At 60.5% G+C, this 26215-nt stretch carries 20 protein-coding genes; 4 read left to right on the top strand and 16 right to left on the bottom strand.

Translation table 11 applies throughout. From position 1 onward, the window contains the following. Positions 1-72 precede the first annotated feature (72 nt). Entirely contained in the window at positions 73-732 is a 660-nt protein-coding gene (locus CFY91_RS05805) for a transglutaminase-like domain-containing protein (RefSeq protein WP_093985404.1), read from the bottom strand. A 135-nt stretch (positions 733-867) separates the two neighbouring features. Between CFY91_RS05805 and CFY91_RS05800 the strand changes: the two genes are divergently transcribed. Continuing rightward, on the top strand, positions 868-1284 hold the full coding sequence (locus CFY91_RS05800; protein ID WP_093985403.1) for a PA2817 family protein: 417 nt from the start codon (positions 868-870) through the stop codon (positions 1282-1284). Positions 1285-1345: 61 nt separating this feature from the next. Here the strand turns inward: CFY91_RS05800 and CFY91_RS05795 are convergent, their stop codons facing one another. The 12 genes from CFY91_RS05795 to CFY91_RS05740 form a co-directional block, all read right to left on the bottom strand. Continuing rightward, the gene (locus CFY91_RS05795) at positions 1346-3703 is read right to left on the bottom strand and encodes an efflux RND transporter permease subunit (RefSeq protein ID WP_093985402.1); all 2358 of its coding nucleotides are present in this window, start codon (positions 3701-3703) and stop codon (positions 1346-1348) included. Positions 3704-3724: 21 nt separating this feature from the next. Continuing rightward, complete coding sequence (locus tag CFY91_RS05790; protein ID WP_093985401.1) at positions 3725-4810, bottom strand: WD40/YVTN/BNR-like repeat-containing protein; 1086 nt, start codon at positions 4808-4810, stop codon at positions 3725-3727. A 195-nt stretch (positions 4811-5005) separates the two neighbouring features. Next, the gene (pepN, locus tag CFY91_RS05785; RefSeq protein ID WP_093985441.1) at positions 5006-7669 is read right to left on the bottom strand and encodes an aminopeptidase N; all 2664 of its coding nucleotides are present in this window, start codon (positions 7667-7669) and stop codon (positions 5006-5008) included. A 99-nt stretch (positions 7670-7768) separates the two neighbouring features. Further along, complete coding sequence (locus tag CFY91_RS05780; RefSeq protein ID WP_093985440.1) at positions 7769-8605, bottom strand: DUF2797 domain-containing protein; 837 nt, start codon at positions 8603-8605, stop codon at positions 7769-7771. Continuing rightward, complete coding sequence (locus CFY91_RS05775) at positions 8605-8877, bottom strand: YeaC family protein (protein WP_093985400.1); 273 nt, start codon at positions 8875-8877, stop codon at positions 8605-8607. Before CFY91_RS05775 ends, CFY91_RS05780 begins: the two co-directional genes overlap by 1 nt. Before the next feature lie 20 nt (positions 8878-8897). Continuing rightward, entirely contained in the window at positions 8898-9758 is an 861-nt protein-coding gene (locus tag CFY91_RS05770; protein WP_093985399.1) for a rhomboid family intramembrane serine protease, read from the bottom strand. Further along, complete coding sequence (locus tag CFY91_RS05765; RefSeq protein ID WP_371870538.1) at positions 9755-10741, bottom strand: metallophosphoesterase; 987 nt, start codon at positions 10739-10741, stop codon at positions 9755-9757. Before CFY91_RS05765 ends, CFY91_RS05770 begins: the two co-directional genes overlap by 4 nt. Then, positions 10741-11628, bottom strand: a complete 888-nt coding sequence (locus CFY91_RS05760) for an NAD(+) kinase (protein ID WP_093985398.1) — start codon at positions 11626-11628, stop codon at positions 10741-10743. The genes CFY91_RS05765 and CFY91_RS05760 overlap by 1 nt, the downstream gene beginning before the upstream one ends. Before the next feature lie 85 nt (positions 11629-11713). Further along, on the bottom strand, positions 11714-12823 hold the full coding sequence (locus CFY91_RS05755) for a cyclic nucleotide-binding domain-containing protein (protein WP_093985397.1): 1110 nt from the start codon (positions 12821-12823) through the stop codon (positions 11714-11716). After that, positions 12816-13739: a 1-aminocyclopropane-1-carboxylate deaminase/D-cysteine desulfhydrase gene (locus tag CFY91_RS05750; protein ID WP_093985396.1), complete on the bottom strand. Its 924-nt coding sequence runs from the start codon at positions 13737-13739 to the stop codon at positions 12816-12818. The genes CFY91_RS05755 and CFY91_RS05750 overlap by 8 nt, the downstream gene beginning before the upstream one ends. 26 nt (positions 13740-13765) lie before the next feature. After that, entirely contained in the window at positions 13766-15133 is a 1368-nt protein-coding gene (locus CFY91_RS05745) for a chromosome partitioning protein ParA (RefSeq protein ID WP_093985395.1), read from the bottom strand. A gap of 276 nt (positions 15134-15409) precedes the next feature. Next, the gene (locus tag CFY91_RS05740) at positions 15410-17446 is read right to left on the bottom strand and encodes an NADPH-dependent 2,4-dienoyl-CoA reductase (protein ID WP_093985394.1); all 2037 of its coding nucleotides are present in this window, start codon (positions 17444-17446) and stop codon (positions 15410-15412) included. A gap of 208 nt (positions 17447-17654) precedes the next feature. Between CFY91_RS05740 and CFY91_RS05735 the strand changes: the two genes are divergently transcribed. The 3 genes from CFY91_RS05735 to CFY91_RS05725 are packed head-to-tail and all read left to right on the top strand — an operon-like array spanning position 17655 to position 20559. Next, entirely contained in the window at positions 17655-18482 is an 828-nt protein-coding gene (locus CFY91_RS05735; RefSeq protein ID WP_093985393.1) for a carbon-nitrogen hydrolase family protein, read from the top strand. Then, complete coding sequence (locus tag CFY91_RS05730; protein WP_093985392.1) at positions 18479-19528, top strand: AraC family transcriptional regulator; 1050 nt, start codon at positions 18479-18481, stop codon at positions 19526-19528. Before CFY91_RS05735 ends, CFY91_RS05730 begins: the two co-directional genes overlap by 4 nt. Before the next feature lie 50 nt (positions 19529-19578). Further along, complete coding sequence (locus CFY91_RS05725) at positions 19579-20559, top strand: ABC transporter substrate-binding protein (protein WP_093985391.1); 981 nt, start codon at positions 19579-19581, stop codon at positions 20557-20559. Between the two features lie 60 nt (positions 20560-20619). Here CFY91_RS05725 and fadA read toward each other — a convergent pair whose 3' ends face one another. From fadA to CFY91_RS05710, 3 genes are all read right to left on the bottom strand, one after another. Beyond that, a complete protein-coding gene (gene fadA, locus CFY91_RS05720; RefSeq protein WP_093985390.1) occupies positions 20620-21798 on the bottom strand; it encodes an acetyl-CoA C-acyltransferase FadA in 1179 nt (392 codons plus the stop codon). Positions 21799-21828: 30 nt separating this feature from the next. After that, positions 21829-23976 carry a fatty acid oxidation complex subunit alpha FadB gene (fadB, locus tag CFY91_RS05715; protein WP_093985389.1) on the bottom strand — a complete coding sequence of 716 codons (2148 nt, stop codon included), beginning with the start codon at positions 23974-23976 and terminating at the stop codon, positions 21829-21831. A gap of 364 nt (positions 23977-24340) precedes the next feature. Continuing rightward, the gene (locus CFY91_RS05710; RefSeq protein WP_093985388.1) at positions 24341-26206 is read right to left on the bottom strand and encodes a SurA N-terminal domain-containing protein; all 1866 of its coding nucleotides are present in this window, start codon (positions 26204-26206) and stop codon (positions 24341-24343) included. Positions 26207-26215: the final 9 nt, after the last annotated feature.

The following is a 26215-nucleotide window of genomic DNA, read 5'->3' as shown; positions in this document are numbered from 1 at the left end:
TTTGCGATCTTCTGGGTATTTTCACAAACCCGATCACCCAGAGCGATGCGACCGATGCGCCGAGGCTGATACTCAGGCGCCACGCACCTCGCCGAGTAAATCCCCCTGTAGCGCGCCTGGCTGCGCACTGAACAGGTGTGGGTAGCAGCCCTGCAGGTGCCCCAGAAACAACTCCAGCGGCAGGTCGCTGAACTGCCCGTGATCCCGCAGGTACTCCATGTAGCGGTTACCCGCACTATTGAAGGGATGGAAAACGCTGTCCTGGCGACCATCGAAGTCCAGTGGTGCCACGTTGAAAGCGCGACAAAGCGCAGCATTGAAAGCCGGCGTAGCCTTGACCCAGCGCCCGTCCAGGTACAGCTCGGTATAGCCATGCATGGCAAACACATCCGTGCGCAGTAGCTGCAGCAAACGCGGCGACGACAGGTGATTACGCACATCCGCCAGGCCAATACGTGCGGGAATGCCGCAGTGGCGCGCGCAGGCCGCCAGGAGTAGCGCCTTGGGCACGCAATAGCTTTCCCCTTGCTGCAACGCATGACTGGCCTTGAGCGTGGCCGGTTCACTACTGAAGCAGTAAGGGTTGTAGCGCAACTGGTCACGCACCGCGTAGTACAGGCTGACCGCCTGCTCACGCGGAGCGGCCTGAACGCCACGGTGCTGTTCGGCGAAGGCTTGTACTGCCGGGTGCTGACTATCGATGTACTCGGCGGGTTGCAGGTAGACATGCATGGCAACGCTCCTCTGTCTCCGCCAGTCTAGGACGACAACCGGCAATGTCCCCAGCGCCGATCATGCCAAGTTGCCCGCCTAACAGGCCAGGGCCTTGCGTATAATTGCCAGCCCTACTTCTCCACGGATCACGCCATGACTGCCAAAGATACTGCCCTCGACTATCCCCTGGCTTTACTTCGCCACCTGCGCGGCATCCTGCAGGCGTTGGGCGACGCCGAGCAGATCGAGGACGACAGCCATGCCCTGTTCCTTGAGCGTTATGACGAACTGCAGGAACAACTGCGTGAGGAGCCGGTAACCAGCCAGTACCTGGGCCAGGAACTGATCTGCCAGATATTCCAGCGCTATCCGCAGATTGCCCACCTGGTACCTCGCGACCTGCTGTGGTTCTTCGCCGGCGACTGCCTGCACTACATGCCGGACGAGGAAATCGCCTTGTACCAGCGACTCGATGAACGCCGCTTCGAAGCCGAAGCCAACGATGAACCCTTCGACTGGCAACACGAGAAACAGTGGCTGCTCGAACAGGCCCAGGGCACCCCGCACTGAGCGGGGCTGAGCATAAAAAACGCGACCCGAAGGTCGCGTTTTTTTATGGCCGGGTCATGGCTTACGCCTGACGCAGCTTCTCCGGCTTGATCAGGAAGCGGGCCAAGGCCGGCAACAGCCAGATCGCCCCGAACATATTCCAGAGGAACATGAAGGTCAGCATCAGGCCCATGTCGCCCTGGAACTTGATCGCCGAGAAGATCCAGGTCGCCACGCCAATCGCCAGGCACACACCGGTAAACAGTACCGCCTTGCCGGTGGACTTGAGCGTTTCGTAATAGGCATCCTGCAAAGCCATACCCTGGCGTAGGTAGGTTTCCATGCGGCTGTAGATGTAGATGCCATAGTCGACACCGATACCCACACCCAGCGCGATCACTGGCAGGGTTGCTACCTTCACGCCGATGCCCATGTAAGCCATCAGCGCATTGCCCAGTACCGAAGTCAGCACTAGCGGCAGGATCACACAGAGCGTGGCGGCCAGGGAGCGGAAGGTCAGCAGGCACATGATAACCACCGCCGCATAGACAGCGATGAGCATGGTGGTTTCCGACGAGGCAATTACCTCGTTGGTAGCGGCTTCGATGCCCGCGTTCCCCGCTGCCAGGAGGAACTCTAGGCCGTCTTCGTTATGCTCCTCGGCAAACTGCTTGGCGACTGCAACGGTACGTTCCAGCGTCTCGGCCTTGTGGTCGTTGAGGAACACCAGTACCGGCGCCAGCGAGCAGTTGCCGTTGTACAGGCCTTCGGCACGCGCAATGGAGTTGTTCAGCACGTCCTGGTTGCGCGACAGGGTTTCCCATTTCAGGTTGCCCTCGTTCATGCCCTTGATGACCTGCTTGGACACGCTCACCATGGATACCGCCGACTGCACGCCCTCGGTGTTCTCCATTTGCCACATCAGCTGATCCATCGCCGACAGGGTCTTGTAACTGGAGCAACCTTCTGGCGCCGTCTTGGCCATGATCACCAGCACGTCCGAGCTGGTCGAGTAGTTGCGGATGACAAAATCGTTATCCAGGTTGTAGCGCGAGTCGGGGTGCAGCTCAGGAGCGCCCTGGTCAAGGTCACCGATCTTCAGATTCTGGCCATACCAGATGCCGCCGCCCAGGGCAGCCAGCGCCACCACCACGGAAATCGGCGCCACCAGGGGGTGGGCGAAATTGGAGATCAGGCGCCAGAACGGATGATTCTTGCTGGCCTCTTCACGACTGATGCGTACGGCTTTCTGGCTGATGCCGATATAGGAGATGGTCACCGGCAACAGGATCAGGTTGGTGAGGATGATCACCGCCACACCGACCGAAGCGGCAATGGCCAGCTCGCGGATCACCCCGATATCGATCAACAGCAGGGTAATGAAGCCGACGGCATCGGAGAGCAGCGCCACCATGCCCGGAATGAACAACTGGCGGAAAGCCCGACGCGCAGCCGTCAGGGCATCGGGCGCATCCCCCGAGGCCATGGCAATACCATTGATCTTCTGCACCCCATGAGAAATACCAATGGCAAACACCAGGAACGGCACCAGCATCGAATAGGGGTCAAGACCAAAGCCCAGCACATTGAGCATGCCCAGCTGCCAGACCACGGCAATCAGTGTGGTGCACACCACTGCCAGGGTGCTCTTGAAACAGTGGGTAAACCACAACAGCAGGACAAAGGTAATGGCGATAGCCACACCGAAGAACATCACCACACCGATCAGGCCATCGATCAGGTCGCCGACCTTCTTGGCAAAACCGATGATGTGCACCTTCACATTGGGGTTCTGTGCCTGGTACTTCTCGCGAATTTTCTCTTCCAGCTCATGGGAAAACTGCTGGTAGTCGAGCTTGATCAGACGGCTCTGATCCTGTGGATCCGGGTAGGACTCGAGCAGCGGGACATCAATGATGCTCGACTTGAAGTTGTTGCCTACCAGGCGGCCGACCTGACCAGACTTGAGTACGTTGTTACGCAGCTCTTCCAGACTCTCCGCGGAACCGTCATAGGTCTGCGGAATGACCTCGCCACCATCGAAGCCTTCTTCGGTGACCTCGGTCCAGCGAACGTTGGGGCTCCACAGCGACTTCATGCCGGAACGATCGACGCCGGCAATGTAGAACACCTCGTCATTGATCTGACGCAGGGTCTCCATGTACTCCTTGGTGAAGATATCGCCATCCACCGCTTCCACCGCAATACGCACCGTGTTGCCCAGGTTGGACAGGTCGTTGCGGTGATCCATCATGTTCTTGATGTAGGGGTGCTGCAGGGGAATCATCTTCTCGAAGCTGGTCGACGGACGAACCTGCGCCGCCTGGTAAAACAGGAACAGGCTGATCAGGGTACAGATCAGGATGACCGCCGGACGATTATTGAAAATCAGACGCTCGAGAAAAGGCGCCGGCGTGTGTTGTTGCTTGTTGATGCTCATGGGGCAAACTCCCGGCCTTTATTATTGTTGATCCAGTTCACTGCCATTGGCCGTGGCGAGGTGTACGCCGCCCTGACCAACCAGGATCAAGCCACCATTGCCGGCACTGGCTACTCCCGCCAGCGGCAAGCGGTCGGCACGGTTGATAACCGTGAAACTCTGGCCGGCATCACGACTTAGCAGCACGCTGCCACCATGGCCGACCACAACCAGCTGCCCGTCTTCCAGCAGTGCGCTGCCGGCCAGACCAAACTCCAGCGGGCCGTTCTCCGCTTCCAGGCGAATCGCCTGCCAGCTGTTGCCGAAGTCACTGGAGCGGAACAGATGGCCACGCAAGCCGTACACCACCAGGCTACCGGGCTGCCCAGTGGCACCCACACCAAACAGCGAGCCTTCATAAGGGCTGGCAACAGTTTCCCAGCTCAATCCCCAATCGGCCGAGCGATACATCAGCCCCAGCTCACCGACCACGAACAGGCCGCCGCCCTCCACATAGGTCACCCCGTTAAGGTGATAAGCATCGGGATTGTCCAGGCGTTCGCTGATCTCTTCCCAGGTCTGGCCACCGTTGTTGGTGGTCAGCACAGCACCGTAGGCGCCCACGGCAAAGCCCTGCTGGCGGTTGCGGAACCAGACATCCAGCAACGGCGCCTCGCGTTCGAGATCACGGTACTGACGTTGCCAGGTCTGACCACCATCACGACTGGCAAGGATTTGCGCATCGTGGCCAACCGCCCAGCCATGCTGGTCATCGACAAAGAACACGCCGGTCAGCATCTGCCGAGTAGGCACTTCGGCCTGCTGCCAGTTTTGTCCCTGGTCATCGGAGAAAAGGATATGGCCACGATCCCCCACGGCCACCAGACGCTTGCCGGCACGTACTACGTCGACCAACAGGCTGTGCACGGCACGCTCTGAAGGCACGGCGTAACCAGGCTTGGCAGGCGCAACGGCCTCAGCCTGCACCAGCGCCGGCAGGCTCAAACCGGCCAGCAGGGCCAGCAGCGCGCAAACCTTGCTCAGTGGAAGCAGACGACTGGCTGTCGATGCGGCTACGGGCTCCATGCCCACATCGAATCGCGTGCGCCGCAAGACGGGCTCACTCATACACCTTTCCCCCTTATTGTTATAGGTGAATCTGCATTCGGGCAGACGGGCTATCCTATAGGCCTAGGCAAAGCCCTGACAATCAACCCGTCGTTATGTTTTGTTAAGCGTAACCCCGCATGCTTGAGCATTTCCGGCACTTTTCCCGGGTTTGCACATCAACACGCCGCACAAATGCCGGTCGCCACTCCGCCGTCAAGCCGTACGCAGGCTTTTGTCGAGCACCTCGAAGACATCGCTGGACAATGATCCACTGTCGCGGATACGCAGCAGCTCGTTGCGCATCAACGCTTGGCGCGGCGCGTCGTAGCGTGCCCAACGCGTCAACGGAAGCAACTGACGGGCAGCAATCTGCGGATTGAGGCGATTGAGGGCAATCACCTGGTCAGCCAGGAAACGATAGCCGGCGCCATCGGCCGCATGGAAATGCACCAGGTTCTGGTTGGCAAAGGCACCGATCAGTGCACGCACCTTGTTGGGATTCTTCAGACTGAACGCCGCATGGTTCATCAAAGCCTGCACGCGCGCCAGCGCACCAGGACGCTGGCAGGCCGCCTGCACACTGAACCACTGATCCATGACCAGCGGATTATCGGCAAAGCACTCGGCAAACTGGGCCAGCGCACGCTGCGCGGCTTCCTCGGCGGGGCTGTTGACCAGCACCGCGAGAGCCGCCAGACGCTCCGTCATATTGTCCGCGGTATCGAACTGCTCGACGCAGGCCTCCAGCACTTCGCCACGATTGCACAGCATCAGGTAGGACAGCGCGATGTTCTGCAGGCTGCGCCGGGCAAAGTGCGCGGCCTCGGCCTGATACGGCGTGCTGCGCGACACCTGGCGGTTGGCCTGATAACGCGCCCACAGCGGCTCAAACAGTGCCTCGGCCAGGCGAGCACGGGCAAACTCGCGGGCCGCATGGATAGCCTCGACATCCGCCTGCTCAGCCAGCTCGGCCAGGTAGCCTTCGCCGGGCAACGAGAGCATCTCGGCCACCATGGCCGAATCCAGGCTGTGGTTTTCCAGCACACTGCGCAGCGCCGTAACCAGCCTCGGATCGAGCAACATGGGCTCGCCACGCTGCTGCTGGCCGATCAGCTCCTGCAACACCTGCACGGCCAGCTGCTGGCCAGCTTCCCAGCGATTGAAGCCGTCGGAGTCGTGCTGCATGAGGAACATCAACTGGTCGCGGCTGTACGGGAAGCTCAGCTTCACCGGCGCGCTGAAACCGCGCAACAACGACGGTAGCGGCTGTTCGGCCAGATTGACGAAGGTAAACGACTGCTGCGCCTCGGTAACTGAAAGCACACGCTGAACGCCCTGCGCCTGCGCTTCGCCGGCCAACTGCAGGGGCAGCGCGTTACCCTGGGCATCTAGCAGCCCCAGGGCAACCGGAATGACAAACGGCTGTTTTTCCGACTGCCCCGGCGTGGCCGGGCAGCTTTGTGCAAAGGTCAGGGTATAACGCTGCGCGAGCGCATCGTAGTGTTCACTCACTACCAACTGCGGCGTACCGGCCTGACTGTACCAGCGCTTGAACTGGGCCAGGTCGATGCCACTGGCATCCTCCATGGCCTTGACGAAGTCGTCGCAGGTTACCGCCTGGCCGTCGTGCCGTGCGAAGTACAGGTCCGAGCCCTTGCGGAACAGTTCGGCGCCAAGCAGGGTATGGATCATGCGCAGCACTTCCGCACCCTTCTCGTAGATGGTCAGGGTGTAGAAATTGGAAATTTCCATGTACGCATCCGGGCGCACCGGATGAGCCATCGGGCCGGCGTCCTCGGCGAACTGGTGGGTACGCAGGTAGGCCACGTCTTCGATTCGCTTGACCGTGCGCGAGTGCATATCGGCCGAAAACTCGGCATCACGGAACACCGTGAAGCCTTCTTTCAGAGACAACTGGAACCAGTCGCGGCAGGTCACCCGGTTGCCCGACCAGTTATGGAAGTACTCGTGGGCCACCACCGCCTCGACACGCTGATGGGCGGCGTCGGTGGCGGTCTCGGCACGAGCCAGCACGCAGCTGGAGTTGAAGATATTGAGGCCCTTGTTCTCCATGGCGCCCATGTTGAAGTCGTTGACCGCGACGATCATGAAGATGTCCAGGTCGTATTCGCGCCCGTACACCTCCTCGTCCCACTTCATCGACTTTTTCAGGCTGTCCATGGCGTGCTGCACCTTGTCGATGTTTTCCGGCTCGACATAGATGCGCAGTGCCACGTCCCGCTGGCTCATGGTGGTAAAGGTGTCTTCGACACACCACAGGTCGCCGGCAACCAGTGCGAACAGATAGGCCGGTTTTCTGAACGGATCTTCCCAGGTCGCCCAATGGCGCCCCCCCTCTTCCGTGCCGCTGGCAATCGGGTTGCCGTTGGAGAGCAACACCGGATAGCGATGCTGTTCGGCGCTGAGCGTGGTGGTGAATTTACTCATCACGTCGGGGCGATCGAGGTAGTAGGTAATCTTGCGGAAGCCCTCGGCCTCGCACTGCGTACAGAACATGCTGCCGGACTTGTACAGGCCTTCCAGCGCGGTATTGCTTTCCGGGTGGATACGCACGCTGCTGTCGATGACGAACTGCTCGTGCGTCGGCTGCAGGCTCAACTGGCTGTCGCTCAGCTGGTAATCACCCGCCACCAATACTTGGTCATCCAGTTTCAGCTCCAGCAACTCCAGCTGCTGGCCATCCAGTACCAGCAACGGAAGGCCAGCGCCCGCCTCGGGGTTACGCCGCATCACCAGTTGGGCGTGCACCAGGGTGTGGTCCTCGAACAGCTCGAAGGTCAGGTGTGTCTCGTCAATCAGGTAGTCCGGCACCTGATAGTCCTTGAGGTAGATCATCTTCGGTTGTTCGGTACGCATAAGGGGAGCCTCGTCCAATTCGAGTAACAGCACTGAAAACGGGAAGCTGAACGACTCGGTCATGCGTTCAGCCTCCAGCGTCAAGCGCTCTTTTCGTCTTTAAGCGGCAATCTCGTGGATCGCCAACTGGTAAGCGGTGTATTTGCGGATATTGATGACACCGCCGTCGAACATCAGGTACTGCCCCTTGATGCCCAACAGGGTACCTTCGGCGACAGGATCTTTGTCCAGGTTGAAACTGTTGATCTTCGCCGGGTAGGCCGTGATCGGGTACTGAATGGTCGTGACAGCGACGTCATGCACCGGCTGGATGGCCTGCAGGCCAAAACGCTGCTGCAACGCGGCGATACCCTCCGCACAACGCGCAAACAGCTGCTCACGCAGCGCCGGCAGGTCGACAGGCTCGGCATCGCCCTTGAGCAAGGCACGCCAGTTGGTCTTGTCGGCTACCTGGCTACGCAGCAAATCTTCGACAAAGCCCGACTGCTGACGGGTCGCTACGCGCATGATCGGCAAGGCCTGGCTGGCGCCCTGGTCGATCCAGCGCGTCGGCACCTGGCTAGCCCGGGTAATACCCACCTTCACACCACTGGAGTTGGCCAGGTAGACGACATGATCGGTCATGCAGAACTGCTCACCCCAGGCAGGCTCGCGACAGGTGCCGGCCTCATAGTGGCACTTTTCCGGGCTCATGATGCACAGGTCACACTGCGCCAGCTTCTGCATGCAGGGATAGCAATAACCCTGGCTGTAGCTGCTCTTGGTCTTGCGCCCACAATGGCAGCAATGGATGGCGCCCAGGTATTCCAGGCGTACGGTTTTACCCAGCAGGCTGTTCAATAGCAGCGGCTGCTCACCCAGGTGCAGGGCATACTGCACCGGCGTGTCCAGTTGCGTATGCATCTTGTGCAGTGCGCCACGCGCCAGCTCCTGTATCAATGCCGCGTCCCCGAAGCCGGGGCAAACAGGGCGTTGCTGGCTGCCGCCTGCTTGGCCTTGGATCCACATTCCTGGCCACCCATGTAACCGGTACGCTCCTCCTCGGGCAGGTTGTGCTGTTCCCAGGCGATCATTGCCTGCAGAGTCAGCTCTTTCTGCTCACGGGTCAGCAGGCGGCCATCCGGCCACTTGCCGATCTCTACCGCCTGCTTGAGGTTCTGGTAGATCTCCGGGGTTATGTTGGCAATCATCTCGGCAAAACTGCTCATTGCATTCTCCTCGCCCTCTATCAATTCGTTCGCCGCGCCCAGAGCCCTGCCAGAAGGCCCAGCAGGCAGCCCAGCAACAGGCCGCCGACATGCGCGGCATTGGCTATCTGGCCAAACCCAAGGGCAGTGATCAACCCGCTCAGGCACAACAACAGCCAGACCAGCATCATCACCAGCACCCCGGCCGGCAGTTGCAAGCCGGCCTGCGGACAGAGGCGCTGATACCACCAGCAATAGCCCAGCAACGCATAGAGTACCCCAGACAGGCCGCCAAACAGCCCAGGCCCGCCAATCAGATACTGTGCCAGGTTAGCCACCAGGGCGCTGCTCAAGGTCAGCCAGAGCAGCGTCCAGCCGCCTCTGGCCGCCTCGATACGTCGCCCCAGCTCCCAATACCACAAGCCGTTCATGGCCAGGTGTAACAGCCCAAAATGCACCAGGGCGGGAGTCCACAAACGCCACCACTGGCCTTCGGCCAGGCTGTCCTGCAACGGCAGGAAATACAGATGGCGCTCATCAAAAGTAAAGGCCTGAAAGTTCAGCCAGACGAGCACCTCGATGCGCTCACCCAGCCCGCTGAGCAGTGCGACCAGCAGGCTCAATGCGAGCACCAGCAGGCTCACAGGTGCCTGCAGCAGACGCTGTTTCAGACGCGGCGCCGGAGACGACGCCGTATTGTGCTGCGGCAACCACTGCGGATCCTGCTCGTAGCGCTGATAGAGCATCTCAACCTGCGCCACCCAGGCCTGCTCGGGCACCCACAACACCTGTGCACCGCCCTCTTCGGTAAAACGATGCGGCACCTGCAACTGCTGCAACTGCCGGGCAAAACCGACCAGGTCATGATCCAGGGGCCAACGACGCACCACTACCCCGCTCATTGCGGCAACTCCGGGCGTTCTACCTCGACCCAGCAGAACTTGCCGGGGTCCAGCTGGCGCTCCTCATCGAGCCGATAGGCCACCAGCTTGCCGAACTTCACTGCGCTGTAATCTAGGCAGGCCAGGTTGGGACGAATCGGCGCCGGCCGCCCCTGCCGCCAGTAGTGCCCCACGAACAACAGCGGCTCATCGGCCCCATAGGCCAGCAGCCGGCTACGCTCGCCCGGCCCCAGGGGCATGGCTGCCACCGGCTCGGGCAACGCATCGGGCTGGAAGACCACATCACCATAGGTGCGCGGTGCCTCTTCCCAGAACTTGGTGCGGAAGAAACGCCGGGTATAGCCGTCACCACTGGTCAAGGTCATACCCGCAGGCAATGGCAGGTCAGTACCACGCAACAATCGCTCGAACACCTGGCCAGCCAGGCTGCCTGGTAACGCGGCCTCGGCAACAAACGCCTGATCAACCTGCGCATTGGCAAAACGACCACGTAACTGGTCAATCAACTGTTGATCCCAACAGGCATGCACCAGGCGGAAATGTGCACCCTCCAGCAGTAGCGGCAACTGCAGGAACCAGTCGAGGAAAGCCTGCCAGTCCACAGGATGCGCCTCGAACTGCTGCTGGGTTTCGCGGATCAACCGCGCATGCCGCGGCGTATGCTCGCGCACAAATTGACACGCGCTATGCGGCGGAGCCGGCGTGTGCCAGCCAAGGGCGTTGAACTCATGATTACCCATGATGCACAAGGCCTGCCCGGCCTCGACCATATCGTGCACCAGGTGCAGCGCTTCGCGGATACGCGGCCCACGATCGATGATATCGCCGAGAAACAGCGCCTGTCGGCGCGGGTGCTGCCAGACACCCCGCTGGCGCTTGTAACCCAGCTGCTCCAGCAGGCGCTCCAGGGTATGTGCACAACCATGCACATCGCCGATCAGGTCGTAGCCACGCCCTGCCTCGAGCACACGCGGAGTGTCCATCAATCGCCTCCGCCCAGGCGGCTCCCCCAGCCCAGCTTGGTGCGGCAGACCTCGTAGTAGTTGTGGTCGAGCGGATGGATCAGCTGCAGCTTCTGGGGCTTCTTCAACACCGTGATGGTATCGCCGGGCGCACAAGTAAAGTGATTCTGGCCGTCACAGGATACCTGCGGGTAGATCGCGATATTCGGCGACACCACGATGCGTAGTTCGCTGTTGCTGTCGACCACGATCGGTCGGCTGGACAGCGTATGCGGATACATCGGCACGACCACAATCGCATCCAGCTTGGGATGCATGATCGGCCCGCCGGCCGATAGCGCATAGGCGGTCGAGCCAGTCGGTGTGGCCACGATCAACCCGTCGGCCTTCTGACTGCAGACAAAATGCCCATCGATATACAGCTCGAACTCGATCAACTGGGTCGACTTGCCCGGGTGCAGCACCACATCGTTCAGGGCGTCACCCTGACCTATCGCCTCACCATGCCGACGCACCTCGGCCTCCAGCAGAAAGCGGTTCTCCACCAGGTACTGGCCATCCAGCACCTCGGCAACCTTCTGTTCGAGCTCATCCGGGCGGATATCGGTCAGAAAGCCCAGGCTACCCCGATTGATCCCCAGTACCGGCACCTTGTGACGTGCCAGCGCCCGCGCCGCACCGAGCATGCTTCCATCGCCGCCCACCACGATCACCAGATCGCAGACTTCACCGAGGATCTTCCGCGAGCAGGTCTGCAGGCCATGCCCTGGCAACACTTCGGCAATGGTGTCTTCAAGAATCACATGCAGGTGGCGGTCGAGCAGGAAGCGTTTGAGACGCCGGATGCTATCAAGCACCTGGGTGCTGCCGAGGCGGCCAATAATGCCGATATTGCGGAACTGCTCCATGGGACCCCTGCCTGCCACACCGCCCGAAAAGGGCTCGATTATGGGCGAAAGCACGATCCCTCAGCAAACCGGCAAACGCCCTGGATCAGGCACTACGCTCGATGCGTCCACCACTGCGCGCCAGGTAGCCGGCACCGTTCTCGCTAAGCAGCGCATCGCGCTGCAACGCCGGCAGCGCGTCATAACCATCCCGTAGGGCATAGGCACTGAAACCCAACTGAGCCAATAGGTAGACGGCATTGGCACTGCGCTTGCCGCTGTCGCAGTAGCAGATGTAACTGCGCTCCTTGTCCAGCAGGCGTGCCTTGAGGCGCAGCAGGTGCAACGGCATGTTCAACGCCTGAGCTGCATGCGCCTGCTGGTATTCATCCTGCAGGCGCACGTCCAGCCAGGCCGCCCCCTGCGCCAGCAGACGCGAGGCCTCGCCCAGCGACAGCTGATCGACTACCGGTGCCTTGAGCAGCGCCACGAAATCCTGGCGATCCAGGCGCAACAACAGGCTATCTTCCAGCAGCGTGACGCTGGCATTGCGCGGACGATCGGCCAGCAGGGCTTCTTCACCGAAACAGGCACCCAGCTCCAGCTCGGCCAATACCTGGCGCTCGCTGTCACTGCCACGTAATACCTCGGCCCGCCCCTGCTTGAGGAAATAGCAGCAATCACCCTGCTCACCTTCCTGTAGCACCACACTGCCCGCCGGCAGCGTAACCGGCTGCAGACGACCCAGCATGGCACGCACGTTGGCGGGAGGAACACGAGCAAACAACGGATTGGCCAGCAGGCGCTGTAACCACTCAAGATCCTCGCCATCCTGCTGCAACTCCAGCAACAACCCCTGCAAGGCGGAATGCCAGGTCAGTAGACGAGTCAGCGTGGCACTGTCCAGCACCAGCACACTGACGTCACTCAGGGCTCGAGCCTGCTGCACACGCGGCAAGGCCGGCGACAACGGATGGCAGCTGGCGACAGTGCCAGCCTGCAGACGCTCCTCGCAGCCATCAGCATCTTCCAGTAGCAGCTCGCCACTGAGCAGGTAATAGGTCGTGCGCGCCTGATCGCCGCGGCGGAACAACAATTGCCCGGCCAATACATGCTGCGGCACCAGTTGCGTGCGCAACTCGCGCCACTGCTGCTCGGAAAGCATGTTCAGCGGCGTCAAACTACGCAACTGAGCCGGGGTCAAGGCGTCATTCATCACGGGCTTCCTGCGGGTTGCACCCTTGCCGATCATCGGTCTGCAGGGCACGCACGCCTTGCAAACCGCCAGTGTGCAGCATGACCAGGCGGGTTCCTGGTGGAAAGTAACCCCGCTGCACATATTGGCGCAATGCCAGCAAGGCCTTGCCGGTATAAATCGGCTCCAAAGGTATACCGCTGTGCCGGGTAAAATCACCCATGCTCTGCAGCAGCTCTGCATTGACTCTAGCAAAGCCTCCCAGGCTGGCATCCACCAGCTGATAACCACCTGCCGGGCAGCCTGCCTCAGCCAGCAACGCCTCGATCTGCCGCTGTGGCTGATAGCGCGGCGGCAGCGCCAGCGCGCCCCACAACGGATGCGCGCCCTGCTCGGCCAACACCAGGCCGGCCAAGGTTGTGCCACTGCCCACAGCGAGCCACAGCGCGTCATAGTCAGACCAGCCAATACCTGCCAACCCGGCACGCAGGTGCTCGACAATCATCGCGCAGCCCGACAGGCCAGGTGCACCGCTGCCACCTTCGCCAATCAGCAGATAACCGGGATAGCGTGCCTGCCAGGCAGGCCAGAAAGATTCATGGTGGCGCTGACGATAATCTCCGTGACTCAACCAGTGCAGGGTCATACCCCAAGCCTGCAGATCCATTACGGTAGGCGTCTGCTGCGGCTCGCCGCGCAGCAAACCGACACAGGGCAAGCCCTGTTCCTTAGCCAGTGCAGCCAGGGCATGCAGGTGATTGGAGTGTGCGCCGCCCACGCTGAGCAGGCCACAGGCACCCTGAGATAGAGCCAGCTGCAGGTAGCCGGCCAGTTTGAACGGCTTGTTGCCGGACAGCACGGGATCCAGTTGATCCAGTCGCAACACGGCCAGCTCAACACCGGCCTGCTGCAACCAGTCGCTATTCACCCGCTGCAACGCTACCGGAACATCACGCAGCAGGTTCAGGCCTGGCTTTTTACCCGAGAGGCAACCTTGTGGCGTGAGCAGCAATTGCTATCCCCATCGACAAAACGGCTCGGCGTGTCGACCCGATCCAGGGGCATCGCACACCGCTCGCCATTGGCCAGACTGGCCTCGCACGTCGGCTCCTGATAGTGCGCCAACCACTTGCGATACTGCCCTTCGGCCACAAAACACTTACTGGCTGCGTAGCCTACCGGGTTGTCCTGATAGCGCGCCATGTCTTGCAGAGGGATGGTCAGGTGCCCCGCGCCCGGATGATAGGCGACGAACACCACGCCTAGTCGCGACAGACGCTCAAGTATCTGCTCGCCGCCCTGGCTGGCCAAGTGCTCGCACTGCTGGCGCAGACGCTGGATTTCCGCCTGCGCCTGAGCATCCTGTTCATGGCGATAGGCCAGCTCCATGTCGCGAATGGCAATCTGCTCCTTGTACTCGACCACGGCCGCACGCACCTTGGCCTGCAGCTCGGCCTCGTACTGGCTGCGCAGGCTATCGTTTTCCGTTTGACCGCTGTGTTCGATGCTGCGCAGTTGCTCCTGCATCTCCTGGCGCGCTTGGGCAAAACTGTCACTCTGCGCCTGAATCTGCTGCTTGAGGTTCTGATTGAGTGCCTGCTGCTGTTTAAGTTGTTGCTGGAACTGCAACAACTGCTCCTGCAACGGTGCCAGCTGCTGCTCAGCAGCCAGCCGTGCCTTGGCCAGCTCTTCCTCATGCTGGGCGATCAGGCTGGTGATGCGCAGTCGCTGCTGCTTGATCAACTGGGCGGTTTTCTGGCGATGCTCCTGCTCCAACTGCTCGGCCAAGCGCGCGGCCTCCTCGCGCTCGGCGTCCGGCTTGGCATACCAGCGATCCTCCGAAGCCACCTGCAGACGGCCCAGTTCAACCGGCGCACTGTCTTCCTCGACCAGCACACCGAGGTTGTTGCGTTTCACGGCATCGCGCAGCAGTACCAGATCATTCTGGGTGGGTGCCAGGCTGGGATCCCAGAGGTGCATCTGGTGCCAGGACACCGGGCACTGGCTGCGGCAGGCCAGACGAATCGGCCCTGCCCCCAAATCCGGGCCACGGCCGGCCTTCTCCGCCAGATGACGCAGCGGGATGTTCCAGCCGGTATCGGCTCTCCCCTGCTCGTCGAAGTCCAGGTAGAACAGCACCAGCGAGCGAATCAACAGCCGCGGATTGATCAACACATAGGCCGCCCGCATCTGCCGGTCAGCAAACTCGGCAAAGTTCACCACGCCATCGAGCATGGCCTCAAACTCGGGATAAAACATCTCCTTGCAAATGCCGCGCTCGTTGAAGAACAGCACGGCCTCAACCATCTGCGGTTTGCTTTGCACGCTCATGATCATCTCCAGACTCGACCGTCCATCCGCTCGGACAACAACGGTCAGCCATAGTGCAACAGGCAAGTGCGTCGCTACTAAGGTTCAGCGCAGGTTCGCCAACCCGGCTCGCCCTCGGTGCCTTGACGCTTTTTCAGCGAGTCTAGGGGAATTGCCAACGCGGGCAATGTGACCCGGTTGGCAGGCCTCCGGAGCGGAGTGCCTGGCCAACAGGTCGACAGGAAAAACTGTGATGCGGGTCAGGCCAGCCCACCACGCGGCAGGCTGGCCTGCAGGTCACAGGCTGGCCGCCAGGCGCGAGCCCTGGTTGATGGCACGCTTGGCATCCAGCTCGCTGGCCACATCCGCGCCACCCGCCAGGTGCACGTTGACACCGGCAGCCTGCAGAGCCTCCTGCAGCTCACGTTGCGGTTCCTGACCGGCACAGATGATGATGGTATCTACCGGCAGCACCTGCGGCTCGCCACCGGCTACGCTGATGTGCAGGCCGGCATCATCGATCTTCACGTACTCGACACTATTGAGCATCTGCACATTCTTGCTCTTCAGCCCGGCGCGGTGAATCCACCCGGTGGTCTTGCCCAGGCCATCACCCACCTTGGTTTTCTTGCGCTGCAACAGATAGACCTCACGCGCAGCGGCATGCGGCTGCGGCTTGACCCCGGCGATACCACCGCGCGCATTGAGACCCAGATCGATGCCCCATTCCTTCCAGAAGGCCTCACGATCCAGGCTGCTCGATTCGCCTTGATGGGTGATCAGCTCGGACACGTCAAAACCGATACCACCGGCACCGATCACCGCCACCTTCTGACCTACCGGCTTGCGCTCGAGAATCGCATCGAGGTAACTGATCACCTTGGCATGCTCGATACCTGGAATAGCCGGAGTGCGCGGCACGATACCGGTGGCCAGGATCACTTCGTCGTAGCCGCCGGCAATCAACTGCTCAGCCGTCACCCGGGTATTGAGGCGCACGTCAACGCCGGTCTGCTGCAACTTGTTGGCAAAGTAGCGCAGGGTTTCGTAGAACTCTTCCTTGCCAGGAATCCGCTTGGCCACATTGAACTGTCCACCCACTTCGCTGGCGGCGTCGAACAGGGTCACGTTGTGCCCGCGCTCTGCCGCTACGGTAGCCGCCGACAAACCCGCAGGACCGGCACCGACTACGGCAATCTTCTTCACCTGAGTGGTGGGGATATAGTTCAGCTCGGTCTCATGGCAGGCACGCGGGTTGACCAGACAGCTGGTCAACTTGCCACCGAAGGTATGGTCCAGACAGGCCTGGTTACAGCCGATACAGGTGTTGATGTCCTGGCTACGCCCTGCAGCAGCCTTGTTGACGAACTCGGGGTCGGCCAGGAAGGGGCGCGCCATCGACACCATATCCGCATCGCCTTCGGCCAACACCTGCTCGGCAACTTCCGGGGTATTGATGCGGTTGGTGGTGCACAGCGGGATATTGACCTGACCCTTCAGCTTGGCGGTCACCTTGGTGAAAGCGGCACGCGGCACCTTGGTAGCGATGGTCGGGATGCGTGCCTCGTGCCAACCGATACCGGTGTTGATGATGGTGGCGCCGGCCTTCTCGATGGCCTTGGCCAACGTGACAATCTCGTCCCAGTTGCTGCCACCCTCGACCAGATCGAGCATCGACAGGCGATAAATAATGATGAAGTTCGGGCCGACCGCCTCGCGCACGCGACGGACGATTTCTACCGGCAGGCGCATACGGTTCTCGTAGCTGCCACCCCAGCGATCAGTGCGCTGGTTGGTGTGCGCCGCGAGGAACTGGTTGATGAAGTAGCCTTCCGAACCCATGATCTCCACGCCATCGTACTCGGCCACCTGCGCCAGCTTGGCGCAATTGACGAAGTCGGCGATCTGCTTCTCGATGCCTTCTTCATCGAGCTCACGCGGTTTGAAGGGATTGATCGGCGCCTGGATGGCGCTCGGCGCCACCGACTTGGGGCTGTAGGCATAACGTCCGGCATGCAGGATCTGCATGCAGATCTTGCCATCCGCCTCATGCACGGCGCGGGTCACAATCTTGTGCTTCTCGGCCTCTTCAAGGGTCGTCAGCTTGGCCGCCCCGGAATACACCCCCCCCTCTTCGTTCGGGCCAATGCCGCCGGTCACCATCAGGCCAACGCCGCCACGGGCGCGCTCAGCAAAATAGGCTGCCATGCGTTCGAAGCCGCCCGGCTTTTCTTCCAGACCCGTGTGCATCGACCCCATCAGGGTACGGTTCTTCAAGGTGGTGAAGCCCAGGTCCAACGGAGCCAGCAGGTTCGGGAAATATGCAGCAGTCATGAAAGTCTCCACAGCAGGCGAACGGCGTTACACGGGATAGCTGCAGCGTCGCGGCGCTACAGTCGGTTATGGCATAGACGATAATCAGCCTTCCCGACAGCCTCAATGACCAAAAATAACAAGTTAATGATCTTAAGAGACACGCAGCTCTTGGCTTTACCAGACACTTCTCCTACCCTGAGCCATCACATTCCGTTGCAACCACCCCATGCGCCGATTTGCTCTCTGGCTTGCCCTCCTGCTCTTGGCCTTCGCCATCTTGGGCTACGCATACTGGACACAACAACGTACAGCCAGCTACCAGCTCAGTGACCTGCGTCTACATATACTGACCAGCGCGCAGCCGGCGCCCTTTCTGCTGGATTTGCAGCCACGTCTCTACAGCAGTGACTACCGCGATCTCGCCACCCTGCATGGCAAACTGGCGGGACTGTTGCGCCAGGCTCAGGAAGCTCAGCTGATGTCCTCCGACAACCTGCTGGTCTTGCCCGAGCACATTGCCAGCTGGCTGTTTCTGCAGGAGGAGAAACCCCAGCTGTATGCGGCACAGCAACTCAGCGAGGCGCTGCCCCTGCTCGGTCTAAGCCATCCTTTGCTGTGGCTGCAAGGCAAACTGCAGGGCGAACAGCTGCCCCAGCAACTGATACGCCACAAGGCACAACGCCTGGCAGACGATTATCTGTGGCTGTGTCGCCAGCTGGCCAGCGAGTTCCAGGTTTCGCTGCTGGCCGGCAGCCTGCTGTTGCCCGCCGCCGAATACCGCGACGGACGCCTGCATACAAATGGCCGCGGTGCCTGGCAGCAAGTCGGCCTGGCCTGCGCTGCCGATGGCACTCTCTTGCTACCACCGCAGCAACAGCCCTGGGACGCCCATACACCTCCCGGTCAATTGCAGGCGCAGATGCTTCGCCAGCTTGGCCATACAGCAGCCATTTCCCTGGAGCAGGCCAGCCTGCCCTGGCCCCTACCCGGCAGCCAGCACAGCAACAGCCGCCCAGCGGTCAGCCAACTACAGGCGCACCCACTCCAGCCATGAACCGACCGCGCATTCGCCTCGGCGACCTGTCGGTGGCCTTTACCCAAAGCCTGGCGCAAGCCGTCGAACACTGCGGGCAATCCGGTAGCCAGCTGCTCGCCCAGTTTGGCCTCGATCCCGCACGCCTCAGCGAGGCACAGGCACGCTTGTCCATCCCGCGCTTCATGCACCTGGGACATGCCGCCATCAGCCTCACCAGCAACCCGGCACTGGGCCTGCTGATGGGCGAACTCAGCCATTTCAGTCAGGCAGGCCTGGCCGGCATAACCGCCGCACAGGCCCCCAACGTGCGCGAAGCCGCACGGGTGCTGACTCGTTTCGAACCTTTGTATGCCCACAACTACCGAGGGCAATCGAGCTTTCTCGAAGACAGCGGTGGCGCCTGGCTGTGCTTCTACTCGATCAGCCCCTACAACAGCTATAACCGCTTTGTGGTCGATTCGGTACTGGCCAGCTGGGCCTGCCAACTGAGCCAGCTGTGCGCCCAGCCGCCGGGCCGGTGCCTGCCTATCGAACGTGTCGAAATCGAATTCACTGCACCAGACTACAGCGAACGCTATTCGCCCCTGTTTCAGTGCCCGGTAGAGTTCAGTGCCAAGGCCAATCGCTTGCGCCTGAGCCAGACCAGTCTGGCGCTGCGCAACCCGCAACACTGCCCGAGCACCTGGCAGCACCTTCTGCAACTCTGCGAAGAAGCCTTGCAGCAACGCACCCGCACACGCAACCTGAGCGAACGCGTTGGCCAACTGCTCGGCCCATTGCTACAGGGGCACGAACCGACCCTTGCAGACATTGCGCGACGCCTGCAGATACCGGCCTGGACCTTGCGCCGCCGTCTGGCCGAGGAAGGCACTCAGTTTCGTCAACTGCTTAACGATACGCGCCGCGACCTGGCCATGACCTATATCCGCGACACTGAACTGGCCTTTGGCGAGATTGCCTATCTGCTCGGCTTTACCTCGGCCGCAGCCTTCCAGCGGGCTTTCAAGCGCTGGAGCAGCACAACCCCAGGTGAATATCGCCGATCACAGCGGCAGTCGGCCTGAACCGCACTGACACGCTATGATGTAGCCACTGCACCGGCAAGGAAGACGCCATGCGCTTCACTCGACTGTTACTCGCTGCGCTACTCCTACCGGCACTCACGACGCAAGCTGACGACCTACTGCTGATCCAGAGCTACCACGACGGCTACCCCTGGGATCAAAGCTATATCCATGGCCTGCACAGCAAGCTCGGCGAACAGCACCGCCTGCTGCGCTTTGCCATGGATACCAAGCGCTTGCCCGTGGAAGAGCATGCCGCACGCGCCGAAGCCGCCTGGCAATTTTTTCTACAGAGCAAGCCACGCCTGGTGATCCTCGCGGATGATGCAGCCATTCGCCTGCTCGCCAAACGTCTCAACGAGCATGGCACCCCGACAGTATTTCTCGGCCTGAACGACAACCCTCGCCTGCTCGGCCTACAGCAACTGCCGCTGGTCACCGGCGTTCTGGAACGCCCACTGTTCCGCCGCTCGATCGTCGAACTACAACGCATCATGGGGCCCGAACTGCGCCGCGTACTGGTGTTGTTCGACAGCGACATCACTTCGGCAGTGGCCATCCGTGAAAGCTTTGCCGACCGGCGCCACTATCAGGTCGGCGCGGTCAGCGCCGACATCCATCAGGTCAGCCAGTTCGATGACTGGCAGGCACGCGTTTCTCAGGCGCGCCAACAGGGTTATGACGCACTGATCATCGGTCTCTACCAGACCCTGCGCGATGAACACGACAGGGTCATGGACGGCCAGCAGGTGCTCGCCTGGACAGCACAGCACAGCCCGATCCCCCCCTTTGCCTTCTGGGACTTCAGCGTCGGCCCGGACAAGGCCATTGGCGGCCTGGTGCAATTCGGCCAGGTACAGGGGGAAGCCGCTGCCAGCCTGGCCCTGGAGATTCTCGCAGGCGCCAAGCCATCCAGCCTGACCCCACGCGCTGCGGAAAATGGCCAGTACCTGTTCAGCCGTTCGGGCCTGGCCAGGTGGCAACTCCAGCTACCCGAAGAGCTGCTCGACAAGGTTTACTGGACGGAATAAATCAGCTGTAAAAAAAACCGGAGCCCAAGGGCTCCGGTTCTTTTGACACGCAACGAGCGCTTAGTTGAGGCGTTCGAAGATCGTGGTGATGCCCTGACCCAGGCCAACGCACATGGTGGAAACACCAAAGGTACCGTTGTTCTGCTTCATCACGTTCAGCAGGGTGCCGGAGATACGCGCACCGGAGCAGCCGAACGGGTGACCCAGGGCGATGGCACCGCCGTGCAGGTTGACCTTCTCTTCCATCTTGTCGAGCAGCTTGAGGTCTTTCAGCACTGGCAGAGCCTGGGCAGCGAAGGCTTCGTTCAACTCGACATGGCTGATGTCATCCATACTCAGACCGGCACGCTTGAGTGCTTTCTGAGTCGACGGCACCGGGCCGTAGCCCATGATCGCCGGATCAACACCGGCCACCGCCATGGCACGTACTACAGCCATCGGTTCGATGCCCAGATCCTTGGCGCGCTGGGCGCTCATGACGATCATGCAGGACGCACCGTCGGTGATCTGCGAGGAAGTACCTGCAGTCACGGTGCCGCCTTTCGGGTTGAATGCCGGCTTCAGGGCGGCCAGGCTTTCCACGGTGGTTTCCGGACGAATGGTTTCGTCGAAGTCGAAGACCTTCAGGAAGCCATTCTCGTCGTAGCCTTGCATCGGGATGATTTCATCCTTGAACTTGCCTTCGACGGTGGCCTTGTGTGCCAGACGGTGCGAACGCTCACCGAACGCGTCTTGTGCTTCACGGCTGATGCCATGCATCTTGCCGAGCATTTCCGCGGTCAGGCCCATCATGCCCGATGCCTTGGCGGCATACAGGGACATGTGCGGGTTCGGATCAACGCCGTGCATCATGCCAACGTGGCCCATGTGCTCCACGCCGCCGATGACGAAAACGTCACCGTTGCCGGTCTGGATGGCCTGCACGGCAGTGTGCAGGGCGCTCATCGAGGAGCCGCACAGACGGCTGACGGTCTGACCAGCGCTGCTGTGCGGGATCTGGGTCATCAGCGACGCCATGCGCGCGATGTTCCAGCCCTGCTCCAGGGTCTGGTTGACGCAACCCCAGATCACATCCTCGACTTCCGCCGGGTTGACCTTGCTGTTGCGCTCCAGCAGCTTGCTGATCAGATGCGCCGACATGTTCTCGGCGCGGGTGTTGCGGTGCATGCCGCCTTTGGAACGACCCATCGGGGTACGGCCGAAGTCGACAATGACTGCGTCTCTCGGATTCAGGCTCATATTTCTACTCTCGCTCTGTTCGCTGCGCGATTAACCGAAGAACTTCTGGCCATTGGCGGCCATTTCACGAAGCTTGGCGGTCGGGGTGTACAGCGCGCCCAGGTCGGCATACTTGTCGGCCAGCGCGACGAATTCGGCAACACCGATGGAATCGATGTAGCGCAGTGCACCACCACGGAAGGGAGGGAAGCCGATACCGTAGATCAGGCCCATATCGGCCTCAGCTGCAGTCTCGACAATGCCGTCTTCCAGGCAACGAACGGTTTCCAGGCACAGCGGAATCATCATCCAGTTGATGATGTCTTCGTCGGTCACTTCACGCTGCTCGTACACGATCGGCGCGAGAACTTCCTGAACGCTGGCATCGATAACTTTCTTCGGCTTGCCGCGCTTGTCGGTCTCGTAGGCGTAGAAGCCCTTGCCATTCTTCTGACCCAGGCGGTTGGCCTCATAGAGAGCATCGACAGCCGAACGGCGATCATCCTTCATACGATCTGGGAAGCCGTCAGCCATGACGTCACGACCATGGTGGCCGGTGTCGATACCAACAACGTCCATCAGGTAGGCCGGGCCCATCGGCCAGCCGAACTTCTCCATGACCTTGTCGATGCGCACGAAGTCGACGCCGGCGCTGACCAGCTTGGCGAAACCGCCGAAGTACGGGAACAGCACGCGGTTGACCAGGAAGCCCGGGCAGTCATTGACCACAACCGGGGTCTTGCCCATCTTCTTGGCGTAGGCAACGGTAGTGGCCACGGCCACTTCGCTGGACTTCTCGCCACGGATAACTTCAACCAGCGGCATCATGTGCACGGGGTTGAAGAAGTGCATGCCGACGAAGTTTTCCGGACGCTTGAGCGCCTGGGCCAGCAGGCTGATGGAGATGGTCGAGGTGTTGGAGGCCAGGATGGCGTCTTCACGCACCACACCTTCTACTTCAGCCAGCACGATCTGCTTGACCTTCGGGTTCTCGACCACGGCTTCGACAACGATGTCGACATTGCCGAAATCACCGTAGGACATAGTCGGACGGATGGCGTTCAGCGCTTCGGCCATCTTGGCCGGAGCCATGCGACCCTTGGCAACGCGGTTGCCGAGCAGCTTGGATGCCTCGTTCAGACCCATCTGGATACCCTCTTCGCGGATATCCTTCATCAGGATCGGAGTGCCTTTGGAAGCGGACTGATAGGCGATACCACCACCCATGATACCGGCGCCCAGTACGGCAGCCAGCTTCACGTCGCGCGCTTGGGCATCGTAACCCTTGGCTTTTTTCTTCAGTTCCTGATCGTTGAGGAACAGACCGATCAGGCTCTGCGCAACCGAGGTCTTGGCCAGTTTGACAAAGCCGGCGGCTTCAACTTCCAGCGCCTTGTCACGGCCCATGCCGGCGGCTTTCTGGATGGTCTTGATCGCTTCAACCGGAGCCGGGTAGTTCGGACCAGCCTGGCCAGCCACGAAGCCCTTGGCGGTTTCGAAGCTCATCATCTGCTCAATGCTGTTGAGCTTGAGCTTTTCCAGCTTCGGCTGACGCTTGGCCTTGAAGTCCAGCTCGCCGGAAATAGCGCGCTTGACCAGATCCAGCGCAGCAGCCTGCAGCTTGTCGGCAGCTACCACGGCATCCACGGCACCCACTTTCAGGGCGTCAGCTGCCTTGTTTTCCTTGCCACCACAGATCCACTCGATGGCATTGTCATTACCGATCACGCGCGGCAGACGTACGGTACCGCCAAAGCCTGGGTAGATGCCCAGCTTGACTTCAGGCAGACCTACCTTGGCGCTCTCAGCCGCTACGCGATAGTCGGCAGCCAGGCACATTTCAAAACCGCCACCCAGGGCGATGCCATTGATGGCGACCACGGTCGGAACCGGCAGGTCTTCGAAATCGTTGAAGATCTTGTTGGCTTCGAGGTTGCCGGCCACCAGCTCTTCGTCAGGCAGCTTGAAGTTATCGACGAACTCGGTGATGTCGGCGCCGACGATGAACACGTCCTTGCCACTGCTGACGATCACACCCTTGACCGAAGCGTCGGCCTTGATGGCGTCGACTGCTGCACGCAGCTCATTCAGGGTAAGGCGGTTGAATTTGTTGACGGACTCACCCTTGAGGTCGAAATTCAATTCGACGATGCCGCCCTCAAGAGCCTTAACCGTGATGGCTTTACCTTCGTAAATCATCAACTGATCTCCACGGTATGGAAGCTGAACAGTTACACATCGGACGCCAGCCTACAGCAGGCATCCCCGGACATAGCCGAGGGAGCATAGCTGCATTCTTTTCTCTGGCACACCCGCCGACGCGATAATCAGGCGAAATAGCGAAGCCCACAGGACAAACGCTCAATTCATACGCCCGTTTGATTCGGGTGCGCACACATTCAGGCAAACGCCGACGTTTGTCAATTACGGATCAGTTCACGAAACCTCCGCACCATACGGCGATGGAGAATTATTCAGCAACGCAATGATCCGCGATAAGAAACAACACGCCAGACAGCACAACGCCCCGCAAGCGGGGCGTTGTGCTGTCTACAGGTACAACTTAAAAACGCTCGATTTCCGCGCTGGCCTGCAACTGCCGACGGTAAGCCGCAAAGTCTTCCTGACCGACACGCGAAGCCAGGAATTGCCTGTACATGGCCAGCTCTTGCGGCTGCAACTCACCCTGGTCGTCGTTGACGCCATTCAGACGCACGAGCACCTGGTCACCATTACTCAAGGCCACTTGCGTAAATACCGGCTGCTCGGGCGACTGCGGTCGCTGCATACGGAATACTGCCTGCAGGATAGCCGGGGCCACCCCTTCCTGAGCACGGCCAGCCGCTTCCAGAATCGTCCAGGCCTGCGCCTGATCCTGCGATGTAAACCCCTTGCGCAGAGCTTCAAGCTGCTGACCAGCCAGTTCCTCGGCCTGCTTGGCAGCCTGTTCGGCTTCCAGCTGCTGACGAATCTCGAGCTGCACGTCGACCAAGGCCTGCGGTTGCGGCTTGAGGTGTTGCTTGACACGCACCACCACAACCGTCGAGGGGTCCAACTCAATGGCTGAACTGTTGGCACCGTCCTCAAGCAACTCAGCACTGAAAGCCGCTTGAACAACCTGCCGGTTAGCCGCCAGACCTTCGCCCCCCTCACGACCGAACGGACCAACGCTGAGCACGGCCAGATCCATTTCCTGAGCAGGCTGATGCAGGTCAGAGGCTTCAAACGCCGAGTCCTCCAACTGCTTGACCGCTTCGACAAAGCGCTGCTCAACCTGCTGGGTTTTCAGCTCACGCTCCAGTTTTTCACGTAGCTCAGCAAAGGCCGGCACCTCTGGCGCCTGCACACCCAGCAGCTTGATCAGGTGAAAACCGAACTCCGTACGTACCGGCGCAGAGACCTCTTGCAGCTGCAGCCCGTACAAGGCCTCTTCAAAGGCCGGGTCATAAACGCCCGGCCCCGCAAAACCAAGATCCCCGCCTTCGGCAGCTGAGCCGGTGTCTGCGGAGAAGTCACGAGCCAGAGCTGCAAAGTCTTCACCCTTGGCAATACGCTCAGCCAGCTGCTCGATCTTGGTACGAGCCTTGGCCTCGTCCTGCTCTGCATTGACTTCCACAAGGATATGCGCGGCCTGACGCTGCTCAGCCAGATTGGCAATCTCCTTCTGATACAGCGCCTGCAAGTCATCTTCATTGACGTCGACCTGATCGAAGAAGGCATCCTTCTTCAGTTCGACATACTCCAGTGTCACCTGCTCGGGCGTCATGAAGCGTGCTTCATGCTCTTTGTAAAACGACTCGACTTGCTCATCGGATACGCTGACCGCAGCACGATCAGCGACAACCGTCAGGTAGGCAAAATCGCGTGTCTGACGATCCAGACGAGCAAAGGCCTTGATCTCCGCATCCGTCACAAAGGCACTGCCTGCCAGGCCGGCGCGCAGCTGGCCAATGAGCATTTCCTCACGCAGCATCTGACGAAAACGCAGGCGATCAAAACCCATCTGGCGAATAACCTGATCGAAGCGGTCGGCATTGAACTGCCCATCGACCTGGAATTCAGGCGTCAGCAAAATCAACTGGTCAATGGCCGCATCGGAGAATGCAAAACCGGCATCCGCCGCGCCTTGCAACAGCAACTGCCGATCAATCAACCCCTTAAGAGCCGACTCACGCAGCAGCTTGTCATCCAGCAACGAAGCATCAAAATCCTTGCCCAGTTGCTGCTGCAACTGACGGCGCTGCATATCAGCTGCCTGAGTCAGTTGATCAAGGGTGATTTCCGCACCATTGACCAACGCGGCATTGTTGCGATTACTGCCCGAGTTGACGATCGCCTCAAAGCCGGTAAAGGCCATCAGCACAACAATCAGGCCGACAATGGTCTTGGCAATCCAGCTTTGTGAATTGTCACGAATATTCTGCAGCATGGCTCCCCC

It is taken from the genome of Pseudomonas fluvialis, from assembly GCF_002234375.1.
Lineage (GTDB): Bacteria > Pseudomonadota > Gammaproteobacteria > Pseudomonadales > Pseudomonadaceae > Aquipseudomonas > Aquipseudomonas fluvialis.
Note: the sequence above shows the minus strand (reverse complement) of the source record. Positions and strands in the feature narration are given on the sequence as shown.

Coding starts and splice junctions, on each gene's coding strand:
- CFY91_RS05775 (WP_093985400.1), bottom strand. CDS start 8,877: ATGAGCAGTTTTGCCGAGATGATTGCCAACATAACCCCGGAGATCTAC.
- CFY91_RS05760 (WP_093985398.1), bottom strand. CDS start 11,628: ATGGAGCAGTTCCGCAATATCGGCATTATTGGCCGCCTCGGCAGCACC.
- CFY91_RS05735 (WP_093985393.1), top strand. CDS start 17,655: ATGCGCCGATTTGCTCTCTGGCTTGCCCTCCTGCTCTTGGCCTTCGCC.
- CFY91_RS05765 (WP_371870538.1), bottom strand. CDS start 10,741: ATGGACACTCCGCGTGTGCTCGAGGCAGGGCGTGGCTACGACCTGATC.
- CFY91_RS05800 (WP_093985403.1), top strand. CDS start 868: ATGACTGCCAAAGATACTGCCCTCGACTATCCCCTGGCTTTACTTCGC.
- CFY91_RS05710 (WP_093985388.1), bottom strand. CDS start 26,206: ATGCTGCAGAATATTCGTGACAATTCACAAAGCTGGATTGCCAAGACC.
- CFY91_RS05770 (WP_093985399.1), bottom strand. CDS start 9,758: ATGAGCGGGGTAGTGGTGCGTCGTTGGCCCCTGGATCATGACCTGGTC.
- fadB (WP_093985389.1), bottom strand. CDS start 23,976: ATGATTTACGAAGGTAAAGCCATCACGGTTAAGGCTCTTGAGGGCGGC.
- CFY91_RS05805 (WP_093985404.1), bottom strand. CDS start 732: ATGCATGTCTACCTGCAACCCGCCGAGTACATCGATAGTCAGCACCCG.
- CFY91_RS05755 (WP_093985397.1), bottom strand. CDS start 12,823: ATGAATGACGCCTTGACCCCGGCTCAGTTGCGTAGTTTGACGCCGCTG.
- CFY91_RS05795 (WP_093985402.1), bottom strand. CDS start 3,703: ATGAGCATCAACAAGCAACAACACACGCCGGCGCCTTTTCTCGAGCGT.
- CFY91_RS05730 (WP_093985392.1), top strand. CDS start 18,479: ATGAACCGACCGCGCATTCGCCTCGGCGACCTGTCGGTGGCCTTTACC.
- CFY91_RS05740 (WP_093985394.1), bottom strand. CDS start 17,446: ATGACTGCTGCATATTTCCCGAACCTGCTGGCTCCGTTGGACCTGGGC.
- CFY91_RS05790 (WP_093985401.1), bottom strand. CDS start 4,810: ATGAGTGAGCCCGTCTTGCGGCGCACGCGATTCGATGTGGGCATGGAG.
- CFY91_RS05725 (WP_093985391.1), top strand. CDS start 19,579: ATGCGCTTCACTCGACTGTTACTCGCTGCGCTACTCCTACCGGCACTC.
- fadA (WP_093985390.1), bottom strand. CDS start 21,798: ATGAGCCTGAATCCGAGAGACGCAGTCATTGTCGACTTCGGCCGTACC.
- CFY91_RS05745 (WP_093985395.1), bottom strand. CDS start 15,133: ATGAGCGTGCAAAGCAAACCGCAGATGGTTGAGGCCGTGCTGTTCTTC.
- pepN (WP_093985441.1), bottom strand. CDS start 7,669: ATGCGTACCGAACAACCGAAGATGATCTACCTCAAGGACTATCAGGTG.